This window comes from Candidatus Poriferisodalis sp. (assembly GCF_965219595.1).
Taxonomy (GTDB): Bacteria; Actinomycetota; Acidimicrobiia; order Acidimicrobiales; family Poriferisodalaceae; genus Poriferisodalis.
Map to the genome: position 1 here is coordinate 1646164 of NZ_OZ244781.1, position 25608 is coordinate 1671771.

At 67.5% G+C, this 25608-nt stretch carries 22 protein-coding genes; 10 read left to right on the plus strand and 12 right to left on the minus strand.

Annotated elements, in window-relative coordinates; translation table 11 throughout:
• Positions 1-23: 23 nt before the first annotated feature.
• Positions 24-1049, minus strand: a complete 1026-nt coding sequence (locus ACOQPE_RS07355; protein WP_420611171.1) for a hypothetical protein — start codon at positions 1047-1049, stop codon at positions 24-26.
• 120 nt (positions 1050-1169) lie between these two features.
• Between ACOQPE_RS07355 and ACOQPE_RS07360 the strand changes: the two genes are divergently transcribed.
• Both ACOQPE_RS07360 and ACOQPE_RS07365 read left to right on the plus strand, forming a co-directional pair.
• Complete coding sequence (locus ACOQPE_RS07360) at positions 1170-1478, plus strand: transposase (protein ID WP_420609181.1); 309 nt, start codon at positions 1170-1172, stop codon at positions 1476-1478.
• Entirely contained in the window at positions 1475-2344 is an 870-nt protein-coding gene (locus ACOQPE_RS07365; protein WP_420610885.1) for an IS3 family transposase, read from the plus strand. The genes ACOQPE_RS07360 and ACOQPE_RS07365 overlap by 4 nt, the downstream gene beginning before the upstream one ends.
• A 10-nt stretch (positions 2345-2354) precedes the next feature.
• Here ACOQPE_RS07365 and ACOQPE_RS07370 read toward each other — a convergent pair whose 3' ends face one another.
• The 4 genes from ACOQPE_RS07370 to ACOQPE_RS07385 form a co-directional block, all read right to left on the minus strand.
• Positions 2355-2855 (minus strand): hypothetical protein, encoded by a 501-nt coding sequence (locus ACOQPE_RS07370; RefSeq protein WP_420611172.1) that lies wholly within the window; start codon positions 2853-2855, stop codon positions 2355-2357.
• Positions 2856-3161: 306 nt separating this feature from the next.
• Entirely contained in the window at positions 3162-5999 is a 2838-nt protein-coding gene (locus ACOQPE_RS07375; RefSeq protein ID WP_420611173.1) for an ABC transporter permease subunit, read from the minus strand.
• Between the two features lie 110 nt (positions 6000-6109).
• A complete protein-coding gene (locus ACOQPE_RS07380) occupies positions 6110-7459 on the minus strand; it encodes an ABC transporter substrate-binding protein (protein ID WP_420611174.1) in 1350 nt (449 codons plus the stop codon).
• A 13-nt stretch (positions 7460-7472) separates the two neighbouring features.
• Entirely contained in the window at positions 7473-8243 is a 771-nt protein-coding gene (locus ACOQPE_RS07385) for an ABC transporter ATP-binding protein (RefSeq protein ID WP_420611175.1), read from the minus strand.
• A gap of 115 nt (positions 8244-8358) precedes the next feature.
• Here ACOQPE_RS07385 and ACOQPE_RS07390 point away from each other — a divergent pair, with 115 nt between their 5' ends.
• From ACOQPE_RS07390 to ACOQPE_RS07405, 4 genes are all read left to right on the plus strand, one after another.
• Positions 8359-8916: an RNA polymerase sigma factor gene (locus tag ACOQPE_RS07390; protein ID WP_420611176.1), complete on the plus strand. Its 558-nt coding sequence runs from the start codon at positions 8359-8361 to the stop codon at positions 8914-8916.
• A complete protein-coding gene (locus tag ACOQPE_RS07395) occupies positions 8913-9884 on the plus strand; it encodes a hypothetical protein (protein ID WP_420611177.1) in 972 nt (323 codons plus the stop codon). The genes ACOQPE_RS07390 and ACOQPE_RS07395 overlap by 4 nt, the downstream gene beginning before the upstream one ends.
• Before the next feature lie 131 nt (positions 9885-10015).
• On the plus strand, positions 10016-11167 hold the full coding sequence (locus ACOQPE_RS07400; RefSeq protein WP_420611178.1) for a serine hydrolase domain-containing protein: 1152 nt from the start codon (positions 10016-10018) through the stop codon (positions 11165-11167).
• A gap of 96 nt (positions 11168-11263) precedes the next feature.
• Complete coding sequence (locus tag ACOQPE_RS07405) at positions 11264-12523, plus strand: LLM class flavin-dependent oxidoreductase (protein ID WP_420611179.1); 1260 nt, start codon at positions 11264-11266, stop codon at positions 12521-12523.
• 35 nt (positions 12524-12558) lie between these two features.
• On the opposite strand, the gene ACOQPE_RS07410 is transcribed toward ACOQPE_RS07405, so the two are convergent.
• A complete protein-coding gene (locus tag ACOQPE_RS07410) occupies positions 12559-14958 on the minus strand; it encodes a CoA transferase (RefSeq protein ID WP_420611180.1) in 2400 nt (799 codons plus the stop codon).
• A 238-nt stretch (positions 14959-15196) separates the two neighbouring features.
• On the opposite strand from ACOQPE_RS07410, the gene ACOQPE_RS07415 reads away from it, so the two are divergent.
• A complete protein-coding gene (locus ACOQPE_RS07415) occupies positions 15197-16348 on the plus strand; it encodes an MFS transporter (protein ID WP_420611181.1) in 1152 nt (383 codons plus the stop codon).
• A gap of 36 nt (positions 16349-16384) precedes the next feature.
• Here the strand turns inward: ACOQPE_RS07415 and ACOQPE_RS07420 are convergent, their stop codons facing one another.
• The 3 genes from ACOQPE_RS07420 to ACOQPE_RS07430 form a co-directional block, all read right to left on the minus strand.
• On the minus strand, positions 16385-16804 hold the full coding sequence (locus ACOQPE_RS07420) for a Zn-ribbon domain-containing OB-fold protein (RefSeq protein WP_420611182.1): 420 nt from the start codon (positions 16802-16804) through the stop codon (positions 16385-16387).
• A gap of 24 nt (positions 16805-16828) precedes the next feature.
• Positions 16829-18001, minus strand: coding sequence for a thiolase C-terminal domain-containing protein (locus ACOQPE_RS07425; protein ID WP_420611183.1), 1173 nt, complete (start codon positions 17999-18001; stop codon positions 16829-16831).
• Between the two features lie 78 nt (positions 18002-18079).
• Positions 18080-19777 (minus strand): flavin-containing monooxygenase, encoded by a 1698-nt coding sequence (locus tag ACOQPE_RS07430; protein WP_420611184.1) that lies wholly within the window; start codon positions 19775-19777, stop codon positions 18080-18082.
• Positions 19778-19959: 182 nt separating this feature from the next.
• Here ACOQPE_RS07430 and ACOQPE_RS07435 point away from each other — a divergent pair, with 182 nt between their 5' ends.
• A complete protein-coding gene (locus ACOQPE_RS07435) occupies positions 19960-20979 on the plus strand; it encodes an LLM class flavin-dependent oxidoreductase (protein ID WP_420611185.1) in 1020 nt (339 codons plus the stop codon).
• Between the two features lie 60 nt (positions 20980-21039).
• Here ACOQPE_RS07435 and ACOQPE_RS07440 read toward each other — a convergent pair whose 3' ends face one another.
• The gene (locus ACOQPE_RS07440; RefSeq protein ID WP_420611186.1) at positions 21040-21870 is read right to left on the minus strand and encodes a gamma-glutamyl-gamma-aminobutyrate hydrolase family protein; all 831 of its coding nucleotides are present in this window, start codon (positions 21868-21870) and stop codon (positions 21040-21042) included.
• A gap of 76 nt (positions 21871-21946) precedes the next feature.
• Here ACOQPE_RS07440 and ACOQPE_RS07445 point away from each other — a divergent pair, with 76 nt between their 5' ends.
• Together ACOQPE_RS07445 and ACOQPE_RS07450 are read left to right on the plus strand one after the other, a co-directional pair.
• Positions 21947-23236: a hypothetical protein gene (locus tag ACOQPE_RS07445; RefSeq protein WP_420611187.1), complete on the plus strand. Its 1290-nt coding sequence runs from the start codon at positions 21947-21949 to the stop codon at positions 23234-23236.
• 111 nt (positions 23237-23347) lie between these two features.
• Positions 23348-23785, plus strand: a complete 438-nt coding sequence (locus ACOQPE_RS07450) for a GFA family protein (RefSeq protein ID WP_420611188.1) — start codon at positions 23348-23350, stop codon at positions 23783-23785.
• A gap of 96 nt (positions 23786-23881) precedes the next feature.
• On the opposite strand, the gene ACOQPE_RS07455 is transcribed toward ACOQPE_RS07450, so the two are convergent.
• Positions 23882-24610, minus strand: a complete 729-nt coding sequence (locus ACOQPE_RS07455; protein WP_420611189.1) for a pyridoxamine 5'-phosphate oxidase family protein — start codon at positions 24608-24610, stop codon at positions 23882-23884.
• Between the two features lie 69 nt (positions 24611-24679).
• Positions 24680-25606 (minus strand): HalD/BesD family halogenase, encoded by a 927-nt coding sequence (locus ACOQPE_RS07460; protein ID WP_420611190.1) that lies wholly within the window; start codon positions 25604-25606, stop codon positions 24680-24682.
• Positions 25607-25608: the final 2 nt, after the last annotated feature.

Consider the following 25608-nt stretch of genomic DNA (forward strand, 5'->3'; position numbering starts at 1 on the left):
CCCGAGCGACGGTCTCGCGTTAGTCATCTGCCGCCGCTGAACGATACGCGGGCTGCTGACACGTCGAAGCCTAGGAACGTCTGCGAGTACTCGCAGCTTCCGTCGACCATCTTGGCTGCCACGGTGCTCGGTCCTACCGCCGTGACGCGGATCGGATTGGCGCGGCTGTCGTTCTGGAACACCGTCTTGCTGTTGATCAGATCGCGGATCTCGGCTGCCGTCAGGCTGCCGACGGCCAGGTTGATGCGCGTCGCGCTGGAGCGGTAGACGCCGTTGTCCAAGCCGAGGTCTTTGCTCACGCCGATCTCGACGCCGTTGGCGTCCGCGCCGGCCGTGTGCCATTCAAGCTCGAGCCGCTCCTCGCCCATCTCGAAGTTCATGCCCCAGCACTGGTAGCGCTTCTCGACTGTCAGGCTGGCTGTGGCCTTGACCGTGCCGGCTGCGGCCGGGGGGCAGACATTCACCCATTCGTCGGCCGGGTCCACCGATACGTAGCCGGCTGTGCCGGGCGTGCGCGCGGACAGGTTCTCGCCGCCCCGCTCGACACGCCCGAGCCTGATTTCGGCGGGACCCAGAGAGCAGTCGATAGCGAGGCCGACCGTGCCGGCGAAATCGTCCATGGAGGTGAAGCCTCGCTCCAGCACAGTCCCGGTATCCGTGCCCGGACGCCACGTCAGATTTTGATAGGCGCTGGTAATGCTGGAGCCTGAACTGGTCCAGCCAGCACCGCGAACATCGTACGTGAGTTCCCATCGCGGAGACCCCTCCAGCGTTCGCCACACACGGAAGCCTGTTGGACCCGATCCGCCATACTGTGGTTCAAGCGTGATGCTGCCTGTATCGTCCTCGGCCACGCGCATGTCGACGTTTTGGGACAAGCCGTCGATGGTGTAGTCGGAACTCGACTTGAGGCGGATGGTGTGCGTGAGCACATCTGGCCCGACCCGGTTGTCGTCGGTTGACGTGCCCCATACACGGACTTCGGCGTCATGCCAGTCGGCATGCCAGCGGTCCGCCAGCACCCAGCCGTTGCTGTCCAATCCGTCCACGTTGACGCTGAACCTGGCCGTAGGAGGCAGGTCTATGCAGACGGCGGGATGGGGAGGGCCTGTAAAGGTGTCATTGTGGATCTTTAGGCGATAGTGGGCTTCCCCCGGAATCTGGGAGGCATGCTCTTTGAGGAAAGGGGAGCTGTGCCAGAGACACGAAGAAGGTTCGATCCGGAGTTCCGCGCTGGTGCGGTGAGGATCGTGACAGAGACGGGCAAGCCGATCGCTGTGGTCGCCCGCGATCTTGGGATTCACGCGGGCACGCTGGGCAACTGGGTGAAGGCCGAGCGCGGTGCCGGCGAGGGGGCGCTGGACGCGGACGAGCGGGCCGAGTTGGTTCGGCTTCGGCGCCGTTGCGCTGAGCTGGAGATGGAGCGCGACGTGCTCAAACGATCCGTGGTCCTGTGGGTGAACGAGGCGACAAAGTGACCCTGGCGCGGTTTGTGGCTTCCCAGAGGACCGATCACGGCATCCCTCACGCGGTCGCGTGCCGGGCGCTGGACGTCAGCGAGTCGTGGTTCTACCGGTGGCGGCACGGGTCCCCGTCGGGCATCGAGGCCCGCCGGGCGGAGCTCGACGCTGCGGTGCTGGCCTGCTTCGAGGACTCAGAAGGGACCTACGGGTCCCCCAGGATCCGGGTGCAGCTGCGACGAGCGGGCCGGGCTGTGTCGAAGAAGTCCGTGGAGGCCTCCATGGCCCGCCAGGGCCTGGTCGCACGCCCCACCAAGCGCCGCCGCTCCCGCACAGACGACCGCGACGCCGCCCCCGAGGACCTGATCGGACGCGACTTCACCGCCGACGCGGCCGACCGGCGCTGGGTCGGGGACTTCAAAGAGATCCCCACCGGCGAGGGCAAAGTGCACCTCGCCGCGGTCATGGACCTGTACTCGAGGCGCATCGTGGGGTTCGCGACCTCGAACTCCTATCCCACAGCCCAGCTCGCCCAGGCCGCCGTCGACATGGCCGTCGCCACCCGAGGCGGCGACGTGACCGGGGTGATCTTCCACACCGACAAAGGCACCCAGTACACCGCCGGCGACTTCGCCCGGGCCTGCGACAGGCTCGGCATCACCCGCTCCACGGGGCGGGTCGGCTGCGCCCTGGACAACGCAGCCGCCGAATCGTTCTTCTCCACCCTCACCCACGAACTCATCCACAAGCGACACTGGGCCACCCGACGCCAAGCCCGCCGAGACATCGCCAGATGGATCACCGACTGGTACAACACACGACGGCTCCACAGCACCCTCGACATGACCAGCCCGACCGACTACGAACAAGCCAACAACCACTGACCAAACCCTCCTAAATTTGGGGGGAAGCCCAATAGTCGTAGACGCCGCCCTCTTGCAGGTTCTTGGCGATGCGCACGTTGGAGTGGTATAGCTCGTACCCGATCAGCTGCAGGGTGTGCCTCCGCACAACCTGCTGCTGTTGCTGCTGCGCCGCGGGCTGCACTGAGTCCTGATGCGCTTCGGCCTGCACGGCGTGAGGGTCGAAGCCGCAGCCCTCCAGCCGCTTCAACTCGTCTCGGACGGCGATCCAGCGGTTCCAGCCGCGAGCGGCGTAGCCGCCCGCTTCGCCTGATGTCATCGGGTTCGCGGCGTCGCTGCGCCCGAACGCTGCCAGCACCCGATCCCAGCGCTTGTAATGAGCCGACACGGCCGGCTGCTCGACACGCCAGCCCTCCACTTTGCTGATGATGCTGCTCTTGGGCTCGCAGTCCTCAGCGGCGGCGGGCGACACCGGCAGCGCGACAGAAACGGCGGACAGCAGCAAAGCAGCGATGACGAGGCGGTGCCTCATACGTCCCCCCCCCGTAAATTCAGGATGGTGGGTCAGTCGGTGTTGGCCTGTTCTGAGCCGATGGGGCTGGTCATGTCAAGAGTGCTGCGCAGCCGACGGACGCTGCACCAGCCGGCGATCGGTCTGGCGATGTCTCGTCTGGCTTGGCGGCGTGTGGCCCAGTGTCGCTTGCGGATGAGTTCGTGGGCGATGGTCGAGAAGAACGACCCGGCGGCGGCGCTGTCCAGGGCGCAGCCAGTGCCGGCTTTTCGTGGTGCCGGTGTAGGGGCATCTTCGGTTGCCGCGAGGGCTGGCCGATTGGCGTGCTCAGGTGCTGGCGCCCGAACCCAGATAGGCATCGACCACCGTCTCGTTGGCCCGAATCTGCGCCGGGGTGCCCTCGGCGATGATCTTGCCGAAGTCGAGCACATAGATGTGGTCGCAGATGTCGAGCACGAGATTCATGTCGTGGTCGATCAGCAAGATCGACACGCCCTCCGAGGCCACGTCCAGCAGGCGCACGCCCAGCGCGATGCTCTCGGGAGTGGTCAGTCCTGCGGCGGGCTCGTCGGCGAGCATCACCCGGGGCTCCGACGCCAGCGCCCGTGCAACGCCGACCAGCTTCTGGCGGCCGAGCGGGAGGTTGGCTGGACGAGTCTCTGTGTCACCGACCAAGCCGACGATTTGCATCGCTGCATCAACCCGCGACGTGTCCGCTGGCCGCTCAGGTACAACGAGATCGGCGAGCACCGAGCGCATCGAAGACCGCTCGGCGGCAACCTGCACGTTCTCCCGCACGGTCAGGTCACCGAACAGCTCCAGCGACTGCCATGTGCGCGCCAGCCCCCGCTGGGCGCGCACATGGGGGGCTTCACGGGAGAGCCGTTCCTCGCAGAACGTCACGTGCCCACGGGACGGCACGAAACCCGTCAGTGCGTCGATCAGCGTCGTCTTGCCGGCGCCGTTCGGCCCGATCAATCCCACGATCTCGCCCTCGCGAACTCGCAGCGACACCTGGTCCAGTGCCTTCAGCCCGCCGAAGCGCACCGTGAGATCCTCGACTCCTAGCACGACCGGTGCGCCCTCGAAGCTCCTCTGGCGCTCCTTGCGCCGATACTCCGACAGGCGGACCGACTCGCCCGCTGTCCCGGGGCCGGGCTCGGCGGGCATCGCTCCGAGATCGCTGCGTTCGCGCGCCTCTGCCCGGGCCCGCCTGCGTGACCGGAATGCTCGCAGGCGTGCGAGATTCTGGCGGTACGCGCCGGCCACACCTTCGGGGAAGAAGATCGCAGTGGCCACCAGGGCGACACCAGCCACCAATTGGTACCACCGGCCCAGTTCGGCGATCCGGTCTGCGGTGATGTAGACGATGCCGAGCGGGGCGAACAGCCCCGCGATGATCGCGCCGGGAACGCTCGTGATGCCGCACAGGTAGGCCAGCGCCAGGAAGCTCAGGCCGATGAGCACGGCGAAGCTCTCCGCCGAGAGCTGTCCCCGGCTGTAGCCGATGAACGCACCGCCCACACCGGCCAGGAACGACGCAAGCGCGAATGCCAGCATCTTCGTGCCCGCGACATTGATGCCGACCGACGCGCCCGCCCGCTCGTTGGAACGAACGGCCAGGAAACGGCGCCCTGTCGCACTTCGGGCCAGGTTGCCCACGGCAATGGCGCACACGGTCACCACGGCCAGCACCAGGAATCCGAATTCCATGCGGGCAAAGTTCCTGCCCTCGCGAATGCTGAGGTTCGCCCCGAAGAACGAAGGACCTGTAATGGGATTGCCGTACAGGCCGGTGATGGCGGAGTTACGAAACACGAACTCCTCGAGCGCGACCGCACCGGCCAAGGTGACGACCGCGAGCTGCGCACCGCGGATGCGGAGGGCCGAGACGCCCACCACGAGTCCGAAGGCGGTGGCCATGAGCGCTGCCAGCAGCAGCGAGATGGGAAACGGGATGCCAACCGAATCGCCCAGCTTGCTGAGCGCGAAGCCAGCGGCTCCCGCGATGGCGGCCTGGGCCAGCGAGATCTGGCCGACGAGGCCGGTCAGCACCACCAGCGACAGCATCACGATCGTCATGATCATGCTGGTCATGATCCCGATGCGGTAGCTGCCTTGCGCCACAGCCGTGAGCACTCCGGCCGCCACCACGGCCGATGCGACCACGCTCGATCGCATCTTCGGCCGGACGACCTCGGGCAGGGCATCGGCTTCCACGGCGCCACGGGTCGGCAGGTTGTGGCCCAAGCCGAACAGGGCGATCACGATGACCCCGAACGGCAGTGCGTCGGGTATGCCGGTGATCGCCCAATCGGGCCACCACGGATTGGTGGTCTGGTACACGACGATCGACTGGAAGATGCCGAGCCCGAATGCGGCCGCCACGGTGACGGCGATCGACAGCAAGCGACCGATGACTGCCGCGGCCAGTGCCGGAACGATCGAGAGGTAGGTCCACGGGCTGAGGGAGACGACCGGCGAGGCCATGATCAGCAGGAAGCCGACGATGGTGCTCGACAGCACCCACGTCGAGCCGGCCAGCACCTGCGGCGAGTAGCGGGCCAGGCTGACCGCCCGCTCATTCTCGGTAGATGCCCGCGTGGCGAGCCCCAAGCGCGTGAAGCGGAACCACGCCCATGCCGCGGCGGCGGTCAGCAGCACGACGGCCGTGAGCCAGAGGCGATCGCGAGAGAAGCTGACCCCTGCGAAGCTCACTGGCTCGTTGGGCAGGATCGGAGCGACGACGCGGGCGCTGCTCATGAAGTGCATCACGATCAGGGCTTGGATGACCAGCAGCACGCCGACCGACGCGACCACGCGAGCCAGGATCGGGGCTCGTCGGAGCGGCCGGAAGACCAAGAAGTGCACCATCAGCCCGATGAGGCTGCACGACAGCACGGCGAGGACGATGGCCACCCCGAACGGCACGCTGCCTGAGCTGCCTCCGAGGCTGATGCGGCTGCGAATGATCACCAGCGGCAGCACGAGATCGCCGGTGTCGCTGAGTTCGTCGTAGACGTACGCCCCCCACATCGCCATCGCGCCAGTGGCGAAGTTGATGATGCCGGTGCCCCGGTAGGTGATGACCAAGCCCATCGACAGCGCCGCGTAGAGGCAGCCTGATCCCAAGCCGATGATCGCGAACAGCAGGTACTGGTCCACTTCGGCAGATCCGCCTCAGATTGCCCGATGACTCATGCGCAGATGCTCGCAGATGGTCCGGAGGCTGTGTGGATATTGACTGATTTTCTCGGGCCTGCGGCTCTGCTTCCCTACAGCCCGCTCAGCTCGTACGCGTCGAAGAGCCCGTCGCCGATCACGATCCGGCGCAGCGATCCGTCGTCGGCCTCGACGACCTGCCAGACCATGATGTGCGACATGCAGTGCGAGGACTCCGGCGGCCATGGTGCCTGACCGCAGCGCAGGTTGGGGCCGAACCATCCGGGAGTCTCGCCGGCGTTGGTGAACGCGTCGGTGATCGACTCGGAGGTGATCGGGCCCTCGATGGTCTCGAGAATGAACTCGATCTCGCGCCATGCCCCGTAGGGGGCGATGGCGAAGCCCTCGATGAGTTTCTCGTGACCGGCCGCTGTCATGTGGTCGGCGTATTGCGCGAGGCGTTCTTGGATCTCGGGCGGCGCAAATTCGGCAACCCAGGGGACCCACTGGTCGCCTTGGGTATAAGTGCCGATGGCGGCAGACCCGAGTACGCCGATGTACAGCGTGCAGGACCCGGCGAAGATCGGCTTGTCGAAGCCGCTCGCCGCGGCCGATCCCACCATGCCGATGCAGCCGAACTCGTCGAGCTGGCCCATCATGCCCTCGACGCCGGCGGACTGCGCCGCCGCGATGGCGGCGGTCCAATCGGGCGCCGCGATGTCGACCACGATGCGCTCCATCTCGATGCCGTAGTGCGCGAGCACCGGGGCGATGATGTTGTCCATGAAGTCCAGGGCGTTGGAGGAGTCCTGGACGACGACTGCGATGTGGTCGATGCCGAGTTCGGAGAAGGTCTTGGCGGGGCCCACGGCGAATGCCCCGGTCGCCACATGGAGCAGGAAGGAGCCGGGACTGTTCCTCTCGGTCTGGCCCCACGAGTGGGACGAGACGTAGGGAATTCCGGCGTCGAGCCACAGTCCGAAGGCCGCTTCGGAGCCCAGTTCGACGCCCATGTACGCCATGTCGACGTCTTCTTCGATCAGCTTGATCGCGCAGTTGATGGCGCTCTCGGGCGTGCCGTCGGAGAGGCAGACGATCAGCTCGATCATGGCGCCGTGGATGCCGCCCGCGTCGTTGATCACCTTGATGGCCACTTCGCCGCCGATGCGCAGCTCGGGCAGGGAGATGTTGCCGCCTTCGTTGTTGACATAGCCGACCCGGATGACCTCGCCGGTGCGGTCGATGGGCGCCGCATCGCCCGACGCGTCGTCGCCTCCTGCAGCAGCGCCGCCAGCGCCGTCGCCGGTCGTGTCATCGGTCGCCGTGCCGGTGCCGGTGGCAGCGCCGCTCGAAGCTGTGGTGGTCGGGGCGTCGTCGCCAGTGTCGTCTGAACCGCCGCACGCTGCTGCCAGAAGACAGAACGCAACGAGCAGCGCCAATGATCGTGCATGTAGATGTCTCATGGAGTCCCCGACGCTACTCCTGGTCGAGGGTGCGCTCCCCGAGGTAGCTCGCTTCGAGCACCTCGGGTCGCTGCGCCAACTCGTCCGCCGTTCCCGACAGCGCCAGCTCGCCGTGATTGAGGACATACGCCCTGTCAGTGATGGCGAGGGCGGCATGCACGTGCTGTTCCACCAGCAGCACGGCCGTGCCGGTTTCGTCGGCGATGCGCCGCACCACCGGCAGCAGGCGCTCCACGATGATCGGCGCGAGTCCCAAGCTCATCTCGTCCACCATCAGGAGCTTCGGATCGGCGATGAGCTTGCAGCCCAAGGCCAGCATCTGCTGCTCGCCGCCCGAGAGCAGCCCGGCCCGGCGGTCCAGGAGCTGCTCGAGGGCCGGGAACCAGCCGATGATGTCGGCTTCGGTCACCTCGCTGCGACGGTGCCGGTGCAAGCGCAGGTTCTCCGCCACGGAGAGCTGGAAGAAGATGCCGCGGTCCTCGGGCAGCAATGCGGCGCCCCTGCGCGCCACTTGGTGCGCGCTGGCGCCGTCGAGCGGCTCGCCGAGCACGTCGATCTCGCCGTCGATCGGCCGCAGGATCCCCGCGATGGTCAGCAGCGTGGTGGTCTTGCCGGCGCCGTTGGGCCCCAGCAACGCCACCACCTCGCCGGGATGGACATGCAGCGAGAGGTCGCGCACGGCGGGCACGCCGCCCCAGCCGGCCACGAGGTTCCGCACGTCCAGGGCAGGGGTCGTGGCTGGCCCGAGTGCATCGGCTGGTGTCTGGGTGTCGGTGCTGCTCATGCGTGTACCTCGGAACCAAGGTAGGCGTCGATGATCGCATCGTCGGAACGAATGTCAATGGATTCGCCGGACAGCATGCGTGACGACGCCGCGAAAGAGTCAGGCGTGAGCGGACATGACAGCCATGATGGCTGTCTGCATGCTCGCCGCTCACGACGAGGCCTGGTTCCGGCACCTCTATGCCGAGGCGTACCGCCCGCTGCTGGCGTATGCCCGCCGCAGGGTCGATGCCGCAACTGCCGACGAGGTTGTCGCTGACACGTTCCTGACAGCGTGGCGCCGTCGCGACGACGTTCCCGAAGGCTCCGAACGTCTGTGGCTGTTCGGCGTGGCCAGGAACATGATCCGCAACGCCACACGCTCCAGTCGCCGGCGCCAGACGGCGCACGATCGGTTGCGACTGGTCCGCCCCGCCGCGGCAGACGAAGCGGTCGCGCCTGAGGTCAGCGAGCGCTCGACGCTGATCGCAGCGGCCCTCGCTGCCCTGTCTGAAGCCGACCGGGAAGTGCTCATGCTCGTGGCGTGGGAGGAGCTCAGCCATGCCGAGATCGGCCAGGTGCTCGGCATCTCGGCGAACGCCTCGGCCATCCGTGTTCATCGGGCCCGCAAACGACTCGCTGCGCGCCTTGATCGTCTTGATGACGCAAGCGGCGGCGAAGGGAGTGCTTCATGACCGGTACCGGTATCGAAGACGAACTGCTAGCTGATCTGCGCCGGGCGAACCCGGTCAACGTCGATGCGCTCGCCTCGGCGACGGACCCGGAGCCGGCCCAGTTGCTGGATTCGATCCTGGCGGACAGCGCGGACGCATCTCCGCGGCTTCGAGTGGTTCACGGGCCGAAGAGATCGTCATCAGTCGGCGTGCCCGCTCGTCGACGCTGGATCAGCGCAGCGGCCGCGGCGGCGGTGATCGCCGTCGTCGCGGCTGCGACGATCGTGGTGTACGACACCGGCACCGGTCGCGATGCAACCGCTGCCGTGCACGAGGCCGTCCAGACCACGATCGGGGTGAGCAGCTCGGCCACCACATCCACGACGGTCACGTTCGACTTCGATGTCTTGGCCGAGCCGTGGGAGATGACGATCGAAGGCGTGTTCTCGGACCGCAGCTTCGAGTACCGGTTGACATCCGGACCCGCCGTGCCCGAGGCGGGCATCCCGGATCTGGGCTCCTACGCCGAAGTGGTCATCGGCGATCAGGCGTATCGAGCGACCGGCGACGGACCGTGGGAGGGCCCTCATCCATATGTCTGGGCTCCGGAATCCGAGGATTCGAGCGCACCCGTCAGGTCGAATCTGACGTTCGGCGTCACCATCGACGATCTCGGTGCCGTGTTCGACTTCGTCGAGGTGGGCGACACCAGTCTCGACGGCGTGACGGTCGCCCACTACCGCACGCACTCCCTGCCTGCTGGCGCAGGGGCCGGCTTCCTCATGTCGCTCGGCATGTTCATGACCATGACGAATCAGGAGCCGCCTCAGCGACTCGACAACGTCCAGCTCGACGTGTGGGTGGATCGCGACGACCTGATCAGGCGGGTCAGCTACACCGCCGTCATCGACGGCGCGGGATCATTCAGCGTCGTCACGGATTGGGCTGACTTCGGCACAGCACCGTCGATCACGGCGCCGACCACCTGAGCGCGGAAGTCACCCGCGGCCGCGCAGCGTCCTGGACGGACACCTTCGGCATGGGCGAGTGCATGCAGCTACTGCCATGATGAGCCCCGAATTGGCGGCCGTGCGGGCCGGCATGGCACGAAGGGCAGGTCATGGAGATACACGGCACGTGCAGGGAGGGATTCGAGGCAGTTCGCGACGCCTTCGAGCGGAACTTCAGCGAAGGCCTCGAAGTCGGTGCTGCGGCGGCGGTGACCGTCGACGGCGAGTCTGTTGTGGATATCTGGGCTGGAGACGCCGATACGAACGGCACTCCGTGGGACCGGGACACGATCGTGAACGTGTACTCCACCACCAAGACCATGGCGGCGACGTGCATGCTCGCCTTGGCTGATCGGGGCGAGCTGGACTTCGATGCGCCGGTGTGCGAGTACTGGCCCGAGTTCGCACAGAACGGCAAGGAGGGCGTGCTGGTGCGGCACGTCATGTCGCACACGGCGGGCCTGCCCGGATTCGTGCCGCCGGTATCGGCCGAGGATCTGTACGACCTCGACGCGATCGCCGAACAGCTCGCTGCCCAGGAACTGTGGTGGGAGCCAGGAACCAAGTCGGGTTACCACGCCGTCACCCAGGGCAACCTCGAGGGCGAGATTTTCTACCGCATCACCGGCCAACGCATGGCGGATTGGTTCCGCACCGAAATCGCCGAGCCGCTCGGTGCCGACTTCTGGATGAGCCTGCCCGCGTCGGAAGACCACCGCGTCGGCGAGCTTCTTCCGCCCCCGTCCCTGCTGGAGGTTCTCGAAGCGAGCGGGGTGCCGATTGACCCTGATTCGATTGCCGTCCGCACCTTGGCGAGCTGCTCGCTTGACGCCACCGAGCCCCGGACGCGTGCGTGGCGAGCAGCCGAAATCCCGGCGGCGGGCGGGATCGGAAATGCCCGCGCGGTTGCACGGATCCATTCGATGCTGGCCTGCGGCGGAGAAGTGGACGGCGTCCGGATCATGTCCGAGGCCGGGGCGCGCAAGGGCCTCGAGGAGCAGGTCGACAACATCGACGAGGTGCTGATGCTGCGACTGCGGCACGGCCTGGGCTTCGCCCGTCAGCTCGACGGCTGGGTGACCAGCCCGAATCCGAACCACATGTACTGGGGTGGCTGGGGCGGATCCATCGCCGTCGTCGACTTCGACGTGCGCACGTCGGTGGCCTACGTGATGAATCGGATGGATGCCGCCATCACCGGCGACCCGCGGGGCGGTCGCATCGTGGATGCCGCCTTTGCCAGCATCGCTGCGATGAACTGAGCGCAACGAGCTCGCCGCCGCCCACTGGCGGGCGCGCCGAGTCGCGCCAGTCACGGCACACTACGAGCCGCTCATCGCCGCTCGAAGGGAAACGGCATGCGCTTCAGCATCTTCTACGAACACCAACTGCCGCGCCCGTGGGACGACGGGGCCGAGGCCCGCATCGTGCACGAGGCACTCGAACAGGTGCAGCTCGCCGACAAGCTGGGCTTCAGCACCGTGTGGGAAGTGGAGCACCACTTCCTGGAGGAGTATTCGCACTCCTCGGCACCCGAGGTGTTCCTGTCGGCATGCGCCGCAACCACCCAGAACATCCGCATCGGGCACGGCATCGTGCCGGTGCTGCCGGGCTACAACCACCCGGCTCGGGTGGCTGAGCGCATCGGCACGCTCGACATCATCTCGAACGGCCGGGTCGAGTTCGGCACCGGCGAGACGTCGAGCGACATGGAGCTGGGCGGCTTCGAGATCGCCCGCGCCGACAAGCGGGCGATGTGGGAAGAGGCCGTCCCCGAGATCGCCAAGATGATGGCGCAGTCGCCGTACGAGGGGCACATCGGCAAGTTCTTCTCGATGCCGGCGCGCAACGTGGTGCCTAAGCCGTTGCAACGCCCGCACCCGCCGATGTGGGTGGCGTGCAGCCAGCGCGACACGATCCTGATGGCGGGCCAGCGAGGCCTCGGCGCGCTGAGCTTCTCGTTCATCGATCCTGACGAGGCCCGCCAGTGGGTGTCGGACTACTACGAGGCCTTCGAGGCCTGCACCGACCCGGCGGGCCTCGCGCCGAACCCCAACATCGCGGTGACGACGGGCTTCATGTGCCACCCCGATGAGCAGACGGCGATCGACCGGGGCCTCGACGGCTTCCACTTCTTCGCCTACTCGCTGCTGCACTACTACGCGTTCGGCACCCACACGCCGGGCGCCACCGACATCTGGACCCAGTTCGAGGAGAACCGCGAGGAGATGGGCTTTGCGAAGCTGACCGCCACCGTGCAGGCGGCCGTCGGCTCGGAGGACGCGGAGAACCTAGTGTCGGCTGGCGGCCTCGACTCGCTGCGCGGCTGCATCGGCACGCCCGACCAGATCCGTGAGTTCGTGCGGGCGTACGAGGACGCTGGCGTCGATGAGCTGATCTTCGTGAGCCAGGCGGGCCGCAATCGCCACGAGGACATCTGCGAGTCAATGGAGCTGTTTGCCCGCGAGGTCATGCCCGAGTTCGCCGAGCGTGCCCCCGAGCGGGAGGCCGCAAAGCGCGAGCGCTACGCCGAGACCATCGAGCGACTCCAGAACTTCCACGGCCTCGACCTGACACCGGAAGTCACCACCACCGTGCAGGCTGCCGCTAGCGCCTGAGGCACCGCGCCTGCACGCGACCTACGCGCGTGCTCTCAGTCGGTGTGAGCCGTGGCGGGTTCCTGAACGACTCCCCGGGCGATCAGGTCGTCCACCGCATCGGGCGCGTACCCCAGCACGTCGGTCAGAACCTCCACGGTGTGCTGGCCGAGCAGCGGCGCCGGGCGTCGCAGCCCGTTGGGGCCGTCGCTCAAGCGCCAGGGGACGCCAGGCACCACCCGGTCGCCGGTGAGTGGATGGTGAGGCCGCTCAAGCATGCCGATGGCTTCGAAGTGGGGATCGCCGGTCCACAGCTCGTGCGATGAAAGCGAGGGAAAGGCGGTGACGCCGACCGCCTGCAGCTCCTCGGTGATCTGCCAGCGGTCCCGCGTCTGCGTCCACGCCGAGATTGCGGCATCCAGTTCTGCCTCGTTCCGCTTGCGATTCGCGGCGCCGGCGAATTCCGGGCGGGTCGCGAGGCCGGGGTCGATGACCGTGCACAGCGATTGCCACATGTCCTCGTCGGTGCAGGCGATCGTGACCCATTGATCGTCTCCGCGCGCCGGGTAGCAGTTGTGAGGCGACCAGAACGGGTCGTGGTTGCCGATGGGAGCCGGCGACTGGCCGCTTTGCTGGTACTGCATCCAGCCCTCGCCGACCGTGGCGGCAACGGCTTCGGCCATCGCGACATCGATGGTGGCGGCGATGCCGCCGCGACGGCGAGCGGCGAGCGATGCCACCACCGCCCACGCGGCGGTGATTCCTGTGCATGGATCGCCGATGGCCACGCCGGTCTCGTACGCCGGGCCGCCTTCGTAGCCGTTGGAGGCGTACAGGCCCGCGAACGCCCCGCCGGCAGGTCCGTACGCCACATACTGCGCGCAGGGGCCCGTGCTTCCGTAGCCGGACAGCGAGGCGATGACGACATCCGGGTTGATCGCACGCAATTGCTCGACGCCGAATCCGAGTCGATCCATGACGCCGACGCCGAAGTTGTCGACCACCACGTCGCTGATGGCGACCAGTCGTGCGACGACCGCCGCGGCATCCGGGTGGGACAGGTCGATGCCGAGGCTGCGCTTGTCGCTGTTGTAGAGCTGAAACAGGCCGGAGGTGTCATGCGACGGCGGGCTGTCGGGCGGGCTCAGCGGCAGTCGCCGGAACATGCACAGATGATCGGGAGATTCGAGCTTGATGACGTCGGCGCCGAGGTGGGCCAAGATCTGCGTGCAGAACGGGCCGGCCCAGATCCACGTGAAGTCGCAGACCCGCACGCCCTCGAGCGGGCGGTGTCCCGCCGCCGCGGCGGTGGTGCTGCTGGCGCCCGCGGCGGCTCCAGCACCCTCAACGACGGCTGCCCTGGGCCGCCAGCCGTCCCCCTCGTGAGCGCCGGCGTCGGGTGCTTCGGCGGCGAGATTCCACCACGGCTGATCGATCTGGAACCCCGGACCCGGCAGCTTCAGCCCGTCAGGCGTCATGGCAAAGAACCCGCGTTCGGCGAAGTGCCCATCGGCTTCGAGCTGGGCCATCGTGTTCACCGGCGTCACGGCAATCCGAGCAGCTTGGGCGGCGTGGTAGATCTCGTCGGCCCGTTGTTCGGCGAACCACTCGGCCAAGTACATGTTGACGACATCGGAGTTCTGGGTGCGGTCGGGACCGGTGGCGAACACGTCGAGTGATGCCCACTCGGGGGAGCCCATGAGCTCCACGAACGACTCCCACTGGGACTGCTCGGGGCAGATGAGCTGCAGCAGCCCGTCGACGCACTGGAAGATGCGCCACGGCACCACCGTGCGCGTGCCCAGCCGGGAGGCCTCCACGCCCAGGAACGAGACCGACGCAGGAGCGACCTCAGTGAGCTTGGCCGCTGCGGCGACAGCCGAGAAGTCGATGTGCTCGCCGTAGCCGCTCATGGCGGCACGCTCGGTTGCCGCGAGGGCCACGATCGCGGCAACCGAGGCCACGTTGATGTTGGCGTGATGCCCCGGTGCCTTCAGCGGCGGGAGGTCCGGATCGGTGGCGCCCCCGGGTGACAGGTTTCCCCAGCTCGACCCGTGGATGACGTTGATCTCGGTGGCGTCGTAGTGCGCGTAGGGCCCCGTGAGCCCGAACGGGGTGATGGACAGCACAACAAGCCGGCTGTTCTGCTGCGTCAGATCGGCCAGGTCACGGCGATCGTGAATCACCAGGTCGGCACCGGCGATCAGCTCGTCGCTCACTGACCAGACGGAGCGCTTGTTGGAGTTCAGCCAGCGGTGGACATCGTGGGGCCGCGACCGGACCAGGTCGTGGTCGTCCTCGATGCGTATGACGTCAGCGCCCAGGTCGGCGAAGAGCTTCGCCGCCCAGGCAACTCCCACGCTGCCGGCGAATTCCAGCACCCGCACATGGGACAGTCCGGCTTCGGGCGCAACTGGCGGCGGGCGGCGGGACGGCATCGGCGCTGCTTCGGCCATGACTGCCCCCGTTCGTCGCGCGGCGATGGTAGGCGCGAGCGATTGCGCTCTGGGCTGGAGCGCTATCGCCCGGACCCCTCCGACGACCGCGAAGTAGCGTGCGGGGGCTCAGAGGCTGAGCCGTGAGGCGAAGCCGTGGCCCGAGCGGCCCGTGAGCGTCAGCGAACAAGAGCGGGAAACGACAGGTGCGACAACCAGTAGGCGCACCTCTCAGCGCGACTGCTCTCGGGGGACGGCGGTGAACGGCGAGTGGCGCCGGGTGCTGCTCTACCTCGGCGGGATGATGGGCCCGCTCGGCACGTTCGTGATGCTGCCGATGATCCCCGAGCTGCGCGACGCGTTCTCGGTCAGCACGAGCCAGATCGGCTGGGCGCTCAACGTCTACCTGGTGCCCTTCGCCGGCCTCCTGCTGGTGTCGGGCACGCTCGGCGACAAGTGGGGACGGGCGCGCACGCTGCGCAGCGCCGTCGCGCTGTATGCCGTCGCGACGCTCGGGTGTGCCCTGGCGCCGAACTACGGATGGTTTCTCGCGGCCCGTGCCGGCCAGGGCGCCATGAATGCGTTCATCACGCCGCTGCTGCTGGCGACACTCACCGAGACCGCGCCGACCGGGGGAATCGGCCGCATCGTGGGCCGTTACGCGGCATGCCAGGCACTGGGACAGCTCTCCGCTCCGATGCTGGGCGGGATCGGAGCCGACACGAACTGGCGCATCGCATATGTGGTGACGGCCGCCGTCGGTGCTGCGATTGCACTCCTGTTGCCGGCCAGCACAGCCCGAGCCGAGCCGGACGCTCGCCAGCAGGCAGGTTCTCCGCCCCGATTCCAGTCCTTGATGCGCCGCCCGACGCTGCTGATAGCCGCCACGGCATCGCTGTGCGCTATGGGACCCATCGGGGCCAGGATCCTCGTGAGCTTGAGCGGCCGCGATGTGGTGGGACTGTCGGGTTCGCAGGTGGGGGTGCTGCTGCTCGCCGGCGGCTTGGCCGGCATGGCTGCGGCTCCGCTGTGGGGGATCGCGCTCGACCGCTTGGGAGGGCGGCGGGCGGCCACTATTGCCATCGCCGTGTGCTCGGGACTGGTGGCCCTGCTGTCAGCCGCGGACGCGGTATGGCTGCTCGCCGTTCTCTGGTTCGTCACTGGCGCGGCAACGCAGGCCGTCGTGGTCAGCTTCCAATCGCTCGCCTCCATTGCGACACCCGACAATCGCGCGGGAGCGCTGTCGTTCACGCTCTCGCTCCGATTCAGCGGCCATGCGCTCGGTGCGGTGATCTGGTTGCCCGTGTTCACCTTCAGCCCGACGTGGGCCTATCTCGGTTCTGCGGTGGCAGGCGCGTTCGCCATCGTCGCCGTTCTGGCCAGCCGGATCGACACTGCGGGCCCATCCTGAGACAGCGGTGCAGCGGTCGTCCTGGAACCTCAGATGTCAGGCCAAGTCAACCCACAGGTAAGCGAATTCTTCGCCCCGAGGTTCCACCGAGACACGCACCGGCTGCCCGAGGCCGGCCTCGCCGGGCTGCACGTCGCGCAGCGAGCCGACCACGCGGGGGCCCTCGTCGAGCTCCACGACGGCGGTGATGTACGGCAGTTCGTCGGCCCAGCCGCGATCCACCGTGAAGTGGTTGACCGCCATCGAGTAGATCCGCCCGCTGCCTGAGACGGGGGCGAAGTCGTAGTTGCGGCTGTGGCACGACGGGCAGTACCAGCGCTGCGGGTGGCGGAAGTGGCCGCAGTCGGTGCACCGCTGAATGCGCAGCGTGCCCGCTTCCAGGCACGCCAGGTGGAATTCGAGGTTCAGCCCCTCGGGCTTGGGCACGTACTTGCGGGCCGATTTGGCTGTGCTCATGGCATCAATCTCATCCGCACCGGCTCAGCCTCGGGCGAGCACGGCGATGCTGCCGTCGCCGAGGTCGCCGTAGCCGGTCACCACGCCCAGCTCGGCGTCGCGCACCTGCGCGTCGCCGGCCTCGTGCCGAAGCTGGCGCGCCGCTTCCACCACGTGGTTGAGGCCCCATGCGTGGCCCTGCGACAGCAGGCCGCCGTGGGTGTTCATGGGGTAGCGACCGCTGAGCGAGATGTTCCCGTCGGCCACGAACTCCTTGGCGGCGCCCTTGGGGCACATGCCGATGGCTTCGAGCTCCATCATCACGACGTAGGTGAAGCAGTCGTAGATCTGCAGGAAGTCCATGTCGGCCGGCTGCACACCGGCCATCGCGAACGCCCGCGGCGCTGCGGAGTCGAGTCCGAGCTTCAGCATGTCGGGCCGGTTGGTGATCTCATCGGCGGGGTAGGGGTGCCCTTCGGCACCGCCGAGCCACAGCACCGGCGCGTGGGGCAGATCCTTCGCCCGCTCGGGCGATGTCAGCACCACTGCGGCCGCGCAATCGGTCTCCAGACAGCAGTCGAACTTGCGCATCGGCTCGGTGATGAGCGGCGAGGCCAGGTAGTCGTCCATGGTCATCGGCCGGCCGCCCATGAGAGCCTTGTCGTTGAGGTGCGCGTGCTCGCGACAGGTCAGCGCGACCTGGGCGGCGTCGGTGGGCTCCACGTCGTACAGGTCGACATAGCGCTGGATGTACATCGAGTACCACTGCACCGCCGAGCGCACGCCGTAGGGCGCGTAGAAGTTGCGGCTCACGTCCACGAACGGGCCCGGCTCGAGGCGTCGCTTGGTGGGGCGGGCATCGGGACGGGGCCGCATTGCCGAGTAGCCGTTCCAGCCCACGGTGATCACGACATTGGTGGCGATGCCTGCCGCAATCGCCATGGTGGCCGACTGCAGCGCTGCGACCGGGCTGGCGCCGCCCATGTGCACGGTGACCGCGTAGCGGATGTCGTCAGCGCCGAGGTTGGCGGCGATCTCCTCCGACGAGATGAACCCCGGCGGCGGCAGGATGCCGTCGATCTCGCTGGGGTCGAGCCCGGCGTCGGCAATGGCGGCCATGGTCGCTTCCAGCACCAGCTCGGGCACGCTCAGCGAGGTGCCCCGCATGTAGTCAGTCTCGGCGACGCCGACGATGGCAGCGGCTCCGGATATGTCCACGGTTCACCTCATCGGGAAGCGGTCACGTCAGCGCGTGGGTCACAGGTCGCGGCCCTGTTTCGGTTGTGCCGATCCGGTTCAGCCGACGCCGACGGCCGTGCGCTCGGTGGCGAAGTCGACTTCCTGGTAGCTGCCGTCGGCGACCTCGTCGATGCGGCGCTTGTACTTGGGGGCGCCGCCGTTGTACACGAAGTACCGGATGGTGCCCGCCTCATGGCCGTCGATGTTCGAGTTGTACCCGGTGAACCAGCCTTGCGCCTTGCGCATCAGCATCATGCTGTACATCTCGATGACGTGGTTGGTCCACTCCCGCTCAGCGTCCGCGTCGGCCTCGAAGCGGGTGTAGCCGTTCTCCCAGACGAAGTCCATCAGGCCGGTGATCCATTCGACGCCGATCTCGATGCCCCGCGGGTAGTTGGTGGAGGCTGAGCCGCTCTGCGGGCCGGCGATCGTGAGCAGGTTCGGGAAGCCGTTGACCATCATGCCCAAGAACGTGACGGGGCCGTCCTTCCACTTGTCAGCCAGCCTCTGACCGCCGCTGCCCCGGAAGTCGATGCGGTCGAACGCGCCGGTCATGGCGTCGAATCCGGTGGCGTACACGATCAAGTCGAACTCGTAGTGCTGATCGGAGGTCTGGATGCCGGTGGGGGTGATCCGCTCGATCGGGGTCTCCTGCAGGTCGACCAGCGAGACATTCGGCCGGTTGTACGTCTCGTAGTACCTCGTCTCGAGCGGAACCCGCTGCACGCCGAAGCCGTGATCCTTGGGGATGAGCTTCTCGGCGATGACGGGGTCGTCGACCCGCTCGCGGATCTTGTCGGCGATGAATGCAGACAGCTCGGCGTTGGCCTCCTCGTCGAAGAAGATCTCGCGGTAGTTGGCCATCCAGATCCCGAAGCCGGGCTCGCCGTACAGCTTCTCCCACATCGCGCGGCGCTCCTCGGCAGAGACGTTGTGGAAGCCGGTACGGATCGGCTCGTGCTCGAAGCCGCCCGGTGTGCGAGCGCACAGGTCGAAGATGTCGTCGTAGCGGGCGCGGATGGTGGACATCTCCTCGGGGGAGATCTCGCTGTTGTGCAGCGGGGCGCACCAGTTGGGGCGCCGCTGGAATACCGTCAGGTGCTCAGCCTGCTCGCCGATGGCGGCGATGGCCTGCACGCCGGTGGCACCGGTGCCGATGACCGCCACCCGCTTGCCCTCGATCTCGACTGGTTCGGCGGGCCAGTGGTAGGTGTGGAACGACGGGCCCTCGAACACGTCGGTGCCGTCGAAGCTGACGCCCTCGATGCGGGGATAGGTGGGCGCGGACAGCAGGCCCAGTGCGGTCAATAGGAAGCGGCAGCTCAGGTCGCGGCCGTCGCCGAGGTGCAGCCGCCAGAGACCGGCATCGTCGTCGAAGTGCGCCGTCTCGACGGTGCAGTTGAACTGCATGTACTTGCGCAGGTCGAACTTCTCGGCCACGTAGTTGAGGTAGCGCAGGTTCTCGGGCTGGCCAGAGAAGCGCTCCTTCCAGTGCCACTCCTCGAGCAGCTCGTCGGAGAACGAGTAGCCGTAGGTGTAGCTCTCCGAGTCGAAGCGGCAGCCGGGGTAGCGGTTCCAGAACCAGGTGCCGCCGAGATCGCTGCCCATCTCGAGCACGGTCGCGTGCACGCCCCGCTCGGCCAGCCGGTACATCTGGTAGATGCCGGCCACGCCCGCGCCGATGATGATGACCTCGTATTCGTTGGTGCCGTCGGCGCTGCCGTTTGAGGTTCCGTTGGTCGCTGTTGCTGCCATGTCTGGTCTCCCCCAATTGAGATCGTACGGCGCATCGCCGGATCGAGCGGCTGCGAATTCGCCAGAGTCGACGCCGACGCTCCGGACCCGTCTCTTCACAATAGTCGAACGCCCATTAGGAAATTTCGTGGGGGCCCAGCGTCGAACGGTCGGCTCGGCTGGCCTGGCCCTAGTCTCCGGCCATGGCTCAACCACTGCGCTTCGGGGTCGTCCACGATCTGCGAAGCCCGCCCGGCAGCGATGTGCCGCTGCCCGAGATGTACGCGCAGGCGCTCGATCAGCTCGAGATGGCCGATGAGCTGGGGTTCGACCTGGCGTGGTTCACCGAGCATCACTTCCTCGACGACGGCCACTTGCCGAACTTCGTGCCGGTGGCGGGGGCGGTGGCTGCTCGCACGTCGAGAATCCGCCTGTCCACCGACATTTTGCTGGCGCCGTTCGCGCATCCGATCCGGCTGGCGGAGGATCTGGCGATTCTCGACAACATCTCGGGCGGGCGCATCGAGCTGGGCATCGGCATGGGCTACGCGGCGCATGAGTTCCGTGGCTTCGGGATCCCCCAGTCGCGCCGGGTGTCGCTCACCGAGGAGTTGGTGCAGATCCTGCGGCTGGCGTGGAAGGGCGAGCCGTTCAGCTTCCGCGGCAAGCGCCACCGCTTCGACGACCTGCTGGTGACGCCGGCGCCGGTGCAGCCGGGAGGCCCGCCGCTGTGGATTGCAGGCATGAGCGCGAACGCGGCGGTGCGGGCTGCCCGCTTCGACACGCACCTGCTGCCGCAGGGTGCGCCCGAAGTGGTGATGGATCCGTGGAAGGACGAGCTGCGGGCGACCGGGCGTGATCCCGACGACTACCGGGTGGGCATCATCCGCTCGGTGTTCGTCACCGACGACGAGGAGCGCGAGTGGAACCCCATCAAGGCCGCAGAGCGCTACCGGCTCGGCGTGTACGCCAAGTTCTTCGCCGAGACGCCCGACGAGTTCACCGCATTCGACCCGTCGAAGGGTGCGATTCCCCAGAACTGGATCGTCGGCGATGAGGACCACTGCGTCGCCGAGCTGACTGGGTTCATTCAGCAGTACGGCTTCACCGACGTGTGCACTTGGGGTGCCTCGCCCGGCATAGCCCCGTCGCTGTTCAACACGTCCCTCGAACGGCTCGCTCGAAACGTCATCCCGCGGGTGCGAGCCGCCGTCGAGGGCTGACCGTTCGGTTCGTAGCGGTGTGGCGGACGGTGCAGGCGTAGCTGGCGAGCGCCGCCGCAATCAGGTGCTGGCGTTGTCGACGAGCCAGCGGAAGCAGGGGTCGGCGAGTGCCCCGGTCATCAGCTCGGGGTGCCACTGCACGGCCAGGATCGGCAGCTCCGCGTGCTCGATGCCCTCGATGATCCCGTCGGGGGAATGCGCCGTCGCGATGTAGCCGTCACCGAGCTGATCCACCGCTTGGTGATGCAGCGAGTTCACCGCCACCTCTGGGCCGTACATCTCGCGCAGCTGGCTGCCTTCGACGGTGATGACGGTGTGGGGGGTGGCGTCGGGCGGCCCGTCGGTGGCTGCGTGCTCGGGCAGGTGCTGGTGCAGGGTGCCCCCGGCGGCGATGTTGATGAGCTGCGGGCCGCGGCAGATGCCCAGCACCGGCAGGCCGCTGTTGACGGCGGCGTCGAGCAAGGCGATCTCGAACGCATCGCGCAGCGGCACGCGGTCGGTGACAGCCGTAGACGGGTTGCTGTGCTCGCCGTCGCTGCGAGCGAGCATTGGAACCGCGTCGACGGCGCTGACGGTGTCGTTGTCGAATCCTGCGGCGCGCTCGGCGAACGGGTCGATGCCGTCGTACACCTGCTCATGCAGGCGGTCGGCGTACAGGCACGCAGCCACGTCCTCACCGCCGGTGAGCAGCACCGCGTCGAGGCGCGGCACCACCTCGGCGGGGTCGGCGTCGAGCGGCACGTGCACCGCGATGGCCCCAGCAGCGTGCACCGCCTGGGCGTAGTGAGCGATGTACAGATCGACTTCGACGTCGACGAACACCGGCGGGAAGCCGCGGATGCGAGCGCCGGCGCGGCGCCGTCCCGACAGTCCGATCAGCGGCTTGGGCACCGGGCCACCCTAGAGAATCCGCTTCGCGCGTCCTCTGACCGACTGTGCGCAATCGGTTGCAGGTACGGTCGCGCGCATGGTGGTGTCGAGCTCAGGTCGCCGCGGTCCTGATCAGCCTCGAACGCGATGGTGGCTGGTTGCGGCCATCGCCGGCCTGTTGCTCGTTGCTGCTGCCGCAGTCAGTTCGCAGCTGGGTTCGAATGGGGCCGCCGACGACGCCGAACCCGCAGAAGCGGCCCCGGAAACGAGCGCAGATGCTGTTGCGCCCGAGGACGATGCCGCGCCGGTGACGACTGCTGCCGCTGCCGAGGCACCGGTGGATTCGGAGCCTCCCCAACCTGAAGACGAACCAACTGACACAACCGACGCATCGGGCTCGGAGCTGTCGGAGGCATTCGGCGAACCGGAGCACCCGGTGTCGGGCGTCGAGCCGTACATCCCCAGTCGCATCCGACTCGACGAGCCTGGCCCGCCCGCCGCCGTCTGCAGGGGAGTGCTGCCCGCCCAGCGGGTGCAGCTCCCCCTGAGCTTCGCGAGCACCAAGCCCGAAGGCGTCGATCATCTGTCGTGGTCGCCCGACTGCCGGCGCATGGTGTTTCGGGTCGGCAGCACCCTGTGGGTTGCGAACGGCGACGGAACCAGCGACCTGCCGTTCCTCACTGCCCAGTACGGCCTGAATGCTCCGGCGTGGTCACCCGACAGCCAGTGGATCGCGTTCTCGCAGGGCGCAGTCGTGGAGGGAGAACGAGCCAGTCACATTTTCATGATCTTGCCCAACGGTCTGGGCCTTGCTCAGATCACGCAAGGGAGCGTGTTGGATCAAGACCCCACCTGGTCTCCCGACGAGGGCCGCATTGCGTTCGCCCGCCGAATGCGGGTGACTGAGGCCGATGGGACTAGCCGCTTCGAGCACCGCATCGTCGTGGTGGATCTGCTGGACGGCGCCGAGCAGGTGGTTGCGGCCAGTGGCGGGTGGTTGTCAGCGCCGTCGTGGTCTCCTGATGGCGGCGCCATCGCCTACCGGATCGGCGACGATCTGAGAATGGTGCAACTCGACGACCTGTCCGAGTCGCTGTTGTTGACGGGCGTTGTCGGCGGCCGCGGCACGTGGTCGGCCGACGGCTCGGCAATCGCGGTGATGCGCGAGTGGTCGGACGGCCAGGCGACCGCCGCGATCCGCTCGCTGCAAGATCCGACCGCCACCGAGGACTTCAGCCTCACCGTGAATGCGCCGGGCGAGATCGCTTCAGGCAGCACGCCGACACTGCGATGGAGCGAGACCGGCGAACACCTGCTGTTCCACGCGATCGACCCAAGAGGCGGCCACTGGATCTACCGCCTCCCCACGCCTCACCCAGACGGCTAGCGCCAACATCCGCTCGCCTCCGACGCCTCCCGTATTGCTGCCAGGGCAAGTCCGGGTGTCATGGGACAATCACAGCCTTGCGGTTTGGGGGCGAGAGTTCGGAGCATTGTCATGAGCGAGATCGACCAGCCTTCGTCCGGACCGGCGGCTTCGGGTCACTGCTTGTGTGGTGCCGTGAGCTACGAGGTGCACGGGCCGATCCGGCATGTGTGGAACTGTCACTGCTGGCGCTGTCGGCGGTGGACGGGGCACTTCATGGCAGCGACGGGCTGCAAGACCGCCGATCTCCGGCTGATCTCGGATGCCTCCCTGGCGTGGCACCACCCGGCCGACGACCCCAACGTGGCCTACGGGTTCTGCCGAGAGTGCGGCGCGTCGCTCTTCTGGAAGGTGGCCGAGGGCAAGTCGCACCAGGTCGACACCATTGCCATCTGTGCTGGCACGCTCGACCTTCCCTCGGGCCTGCACACTGAACGGGCCATCTTCGTGGACGATGCCGCCGACTACCACACGCTCGACCTGGCAGTCCCCAGCGAGAACCGCGAGTGAGCGGATGGCGGGCAACCTTCACGTGCCGTAGATGGCCTCGTCGATCTCGCTAGGTTCCGCGCTCAATCCCTGCGGCCCGAAACCAGCTTCGGTTCTTCAAGGATCATCAACAGTCCGTGATGCGTTGAGTCTGGTGTCAGGCGTGCGGTGGGCGAGGTTCGCGACGGCAGTGGGCGTGGCGATGCCATCGGTGAGGTCGGCGGCGGGAGTGGGCAGTTCGAAGCGGGTGGTGAGGGGGACGACGCCGGCCCACCAGTTGCCAGCCATGTCTTCGGCGTCGTCGACGGGATCGCCGGCCCGGACCTTGGCAGAGGCCTCCGCCAGCGGCAGTTCCAGCACGAGCGTCGCCCGCAGGTCCTCCGCGGTCGGTGGCCGGGAGGTGTCCCAGTTGGCGACGATGTGGTCGGTCACCAGCTTCAGTGCCCGTTCCTTGGCCGCGGCGTCGGTGACCCGGTGAGCGAGGCCGCGCACCACGACGCAGCGGAAGTTCATGGAGTTGTGGAACGGCGTGCGCGCCATCACCAGACCGTCGAGGTGGGTCACCGTCACGCAGATCTCGGTGCCCTCGCCGGAGTTCAGCAGGTGATTCGCCAACGCCCCGTGCAGGTACAGGTTCTCGTCGTCGCGGCCGTAGGCCATCGGCAGCACCAACGGGCCGTCAGGTGTGTCGACGCCGACGTGGGCGATCAGCCCGGCGTCGAGGATCTCCCGCACGTCGTCACTGCCGTAACGGCCGCGCTCAGCCATCCGCCGCAACTTGGTGCGCGCCGAGGGTGCCTGGGTGCTGTTCTGGTCTGAAGGGCCTGATTCGCCTGATTTGCTCACGCCCGCACGGTACGCGGCACACGTACCGCCGTCATGGTGATTTTCGGGTTCCGGTCCAGCCGTTTTCCGTCAGTCGAGCAGGTCGTCCTCGCGCACGCGGCTGCGCTCGGCTTCCTCGTGCTCGGCCAAGACGCGGCCGAATAGCTGGCGGGTTCGCTCGACTCGCCCGATGACACCGGGCTGGTGGGTGTAGGCGAAGATCGCCGCATGGCGGGGTTGCGAGCTCGCAGCCACCCGGGTCACCCGGTGCAGCGAGTAACGCCCGCGGAAGATCTGCAAGTCGCCTGGCTGCAGATCCAGCGTATGAACGCCGTCGCGCCCGCCGTCCAGCAGCCCGTCGATCGCCTCGAAGCCCTCGTCATCGGCCGACCGCACTGCAGGCGCGTACTCAAACAGTCCGCCCTCGTCGGCGGGCTGCACCAGCACCGTCACGGCGAAATCGTTGGTGTCGAAGTGCCAGGGGAACTGCTGACCAGGATCCAGGATGTTCGCCGTCAGGCCCGCTAGCGGATCGGCGTAGCAGTGCAGCTCGTCGATCTCGAGGCAGTCAGCCAGCAGCCGGCACAGCTGCGGCGCACGGAACACAGCGTCAATGGCGCACACCGACGGCCACGCGTCACCCGGAATGAAGCCGCTCGAACGTTCGGTGAACGTGTTGACCGGGTGGTCGTCGCTGAACTCGGGATTGACCTGGGTGTGGAAGTAGGGATTGATGACCTGCGTCGAGAAGTGCGTCTGCGGCTTCGCAGCGACAATCTCCTCGTTGAGCTGCCTCACGCCGTCTGGCGTCACGAATCGCTTCAGCACTGCACAGCCGTCGGACCGCAGCCCGCTGCGAGCGTGCTCGACCACGTTCCAGTAGGCCGAGTGACTGGGGTTGGCCGCGGGCAGGTCGCGCCCTTCCAGCTGGTAGCGGCCGACATCGACCAGTCGCCCCAATCCGGCTGCTTCGCTGCCGTCGTCCAGGCCCGACGGCGCAGCGGCGGTCGTGCTCATCT

Excerpts from the sequence above, each read along its gene's own strand:
- ACOQPE_RS07360 (WP_420609181.1), top strand. The coding sequence starts at position 1,170 with ATGCTCTTTGAGGAAAGGGGAGCTGTGCCAGAGACACGAAGAAGGTTC.
- ACOQPE_RS07370 (WP_420611172.1), bottom strand. The coding sequence starts at position 2,855 with ATGAGGCACCGCCTCGTCATCGCTGCTTTGCTGCTGTCCGCCGTTTCT.
- ACOQPE_RS07380 (WP_420611174.1), bottom strand. The coding sequence starts at position 7,459 with ATGAGACATCTACATGCACGATCATTGGCGCTGCTCGTTGCGTTCTGT.
- ACOQPE_RS07385 (WP_420611175.1), bottom strand. The coding sequence starts at position 8,243 with ATGAGCAGCACCGACACCCAGACACCAGCCGATGCACTCGGGCCAGCC.
- ACOQPE_RS07390 (WP_420611176.1), top strand. The coding sequence starts at position 8,359 with ATGACAGCCATGATGGCTGTCTGCATGCTCGCCGCTCACGACGAGGCC.
- ACOQPE_RS07395 (WP_420611177.1), top strand. The coding sequence starts at position 8,913 with ATGACCGGTACCGGTATCGAAGACGAACTGCTAGCTGATCTGCGCCGG.
- ACOQPE_RS07400 (WP_420611178.1), top strand. The coding sequence starts at position 10,016 with ATGGAGATACACGGCACGTGCAGGGAGGGATTCGAGGCAGTTCGCGAC.
- ACOQPE_RS07405 (WP_420611179.1), top strand. The coding sequence starts at position 11,264 with ATGCGCTTCAGCATCTTCTACGAACACCAACTGCCGCGCCCGTGGGAC.
- ACOQPE_RS07410 (WP_420611180.1), bottom strand. The coding sequence starts at position 14,958 with ATGGCCGAAGCAGCGCCGATGCCGTCCCGCCGCCCGCCGCCAGTTGCG.
- ACOQPE_RS07420 (WP_420611182.1), bottom strand. The coding sequence starts at position 16,804 with ATGAGCACAGCCAAATCGGCCCGCAAGTACGTGCCCAAGCCCGAGGGG.
- ACOQPE_RS07430 (WP_420611184.1), bottom strand. The coding sequence starts at position 19,777 with ATGGCAGCAACAGCGACCAACGGAACCTCAAACGGCAGCGCCGACGGC.
- ACOQPE_RS07435 (WP_420611185.1), top strand. The coding sequence starts at position 19,960 with ATGGCTCAACCACTGCGCTTCGGGGTCGTCCACGATCTGCGAAGCCCG.
- ACOQPE_RS07445 (WP_420611187.1), top strand. The coding sequence starts at position 21,947 with ATGGTGGTGTCGAGCTCAGGTCGCCGCGGTCCTGATCAGCCTCGAACG.
- ACOQPE_RS07450 (WP_420611188.1), top strand. The coding sequence starts at position 23,348 with ATGAGCGAGATCGACCAGCCTTCGTCCGGACCGGCGGCTTCGGGTCAC.
- ACOQPE_RS07460 (WP_420611190.1), bottom strand. The coding sequence starts at position 25,606 with ATGAGCACGACCGCCGCTGCGCCGTCGGGCCTGGACGACGGCAGCGAA.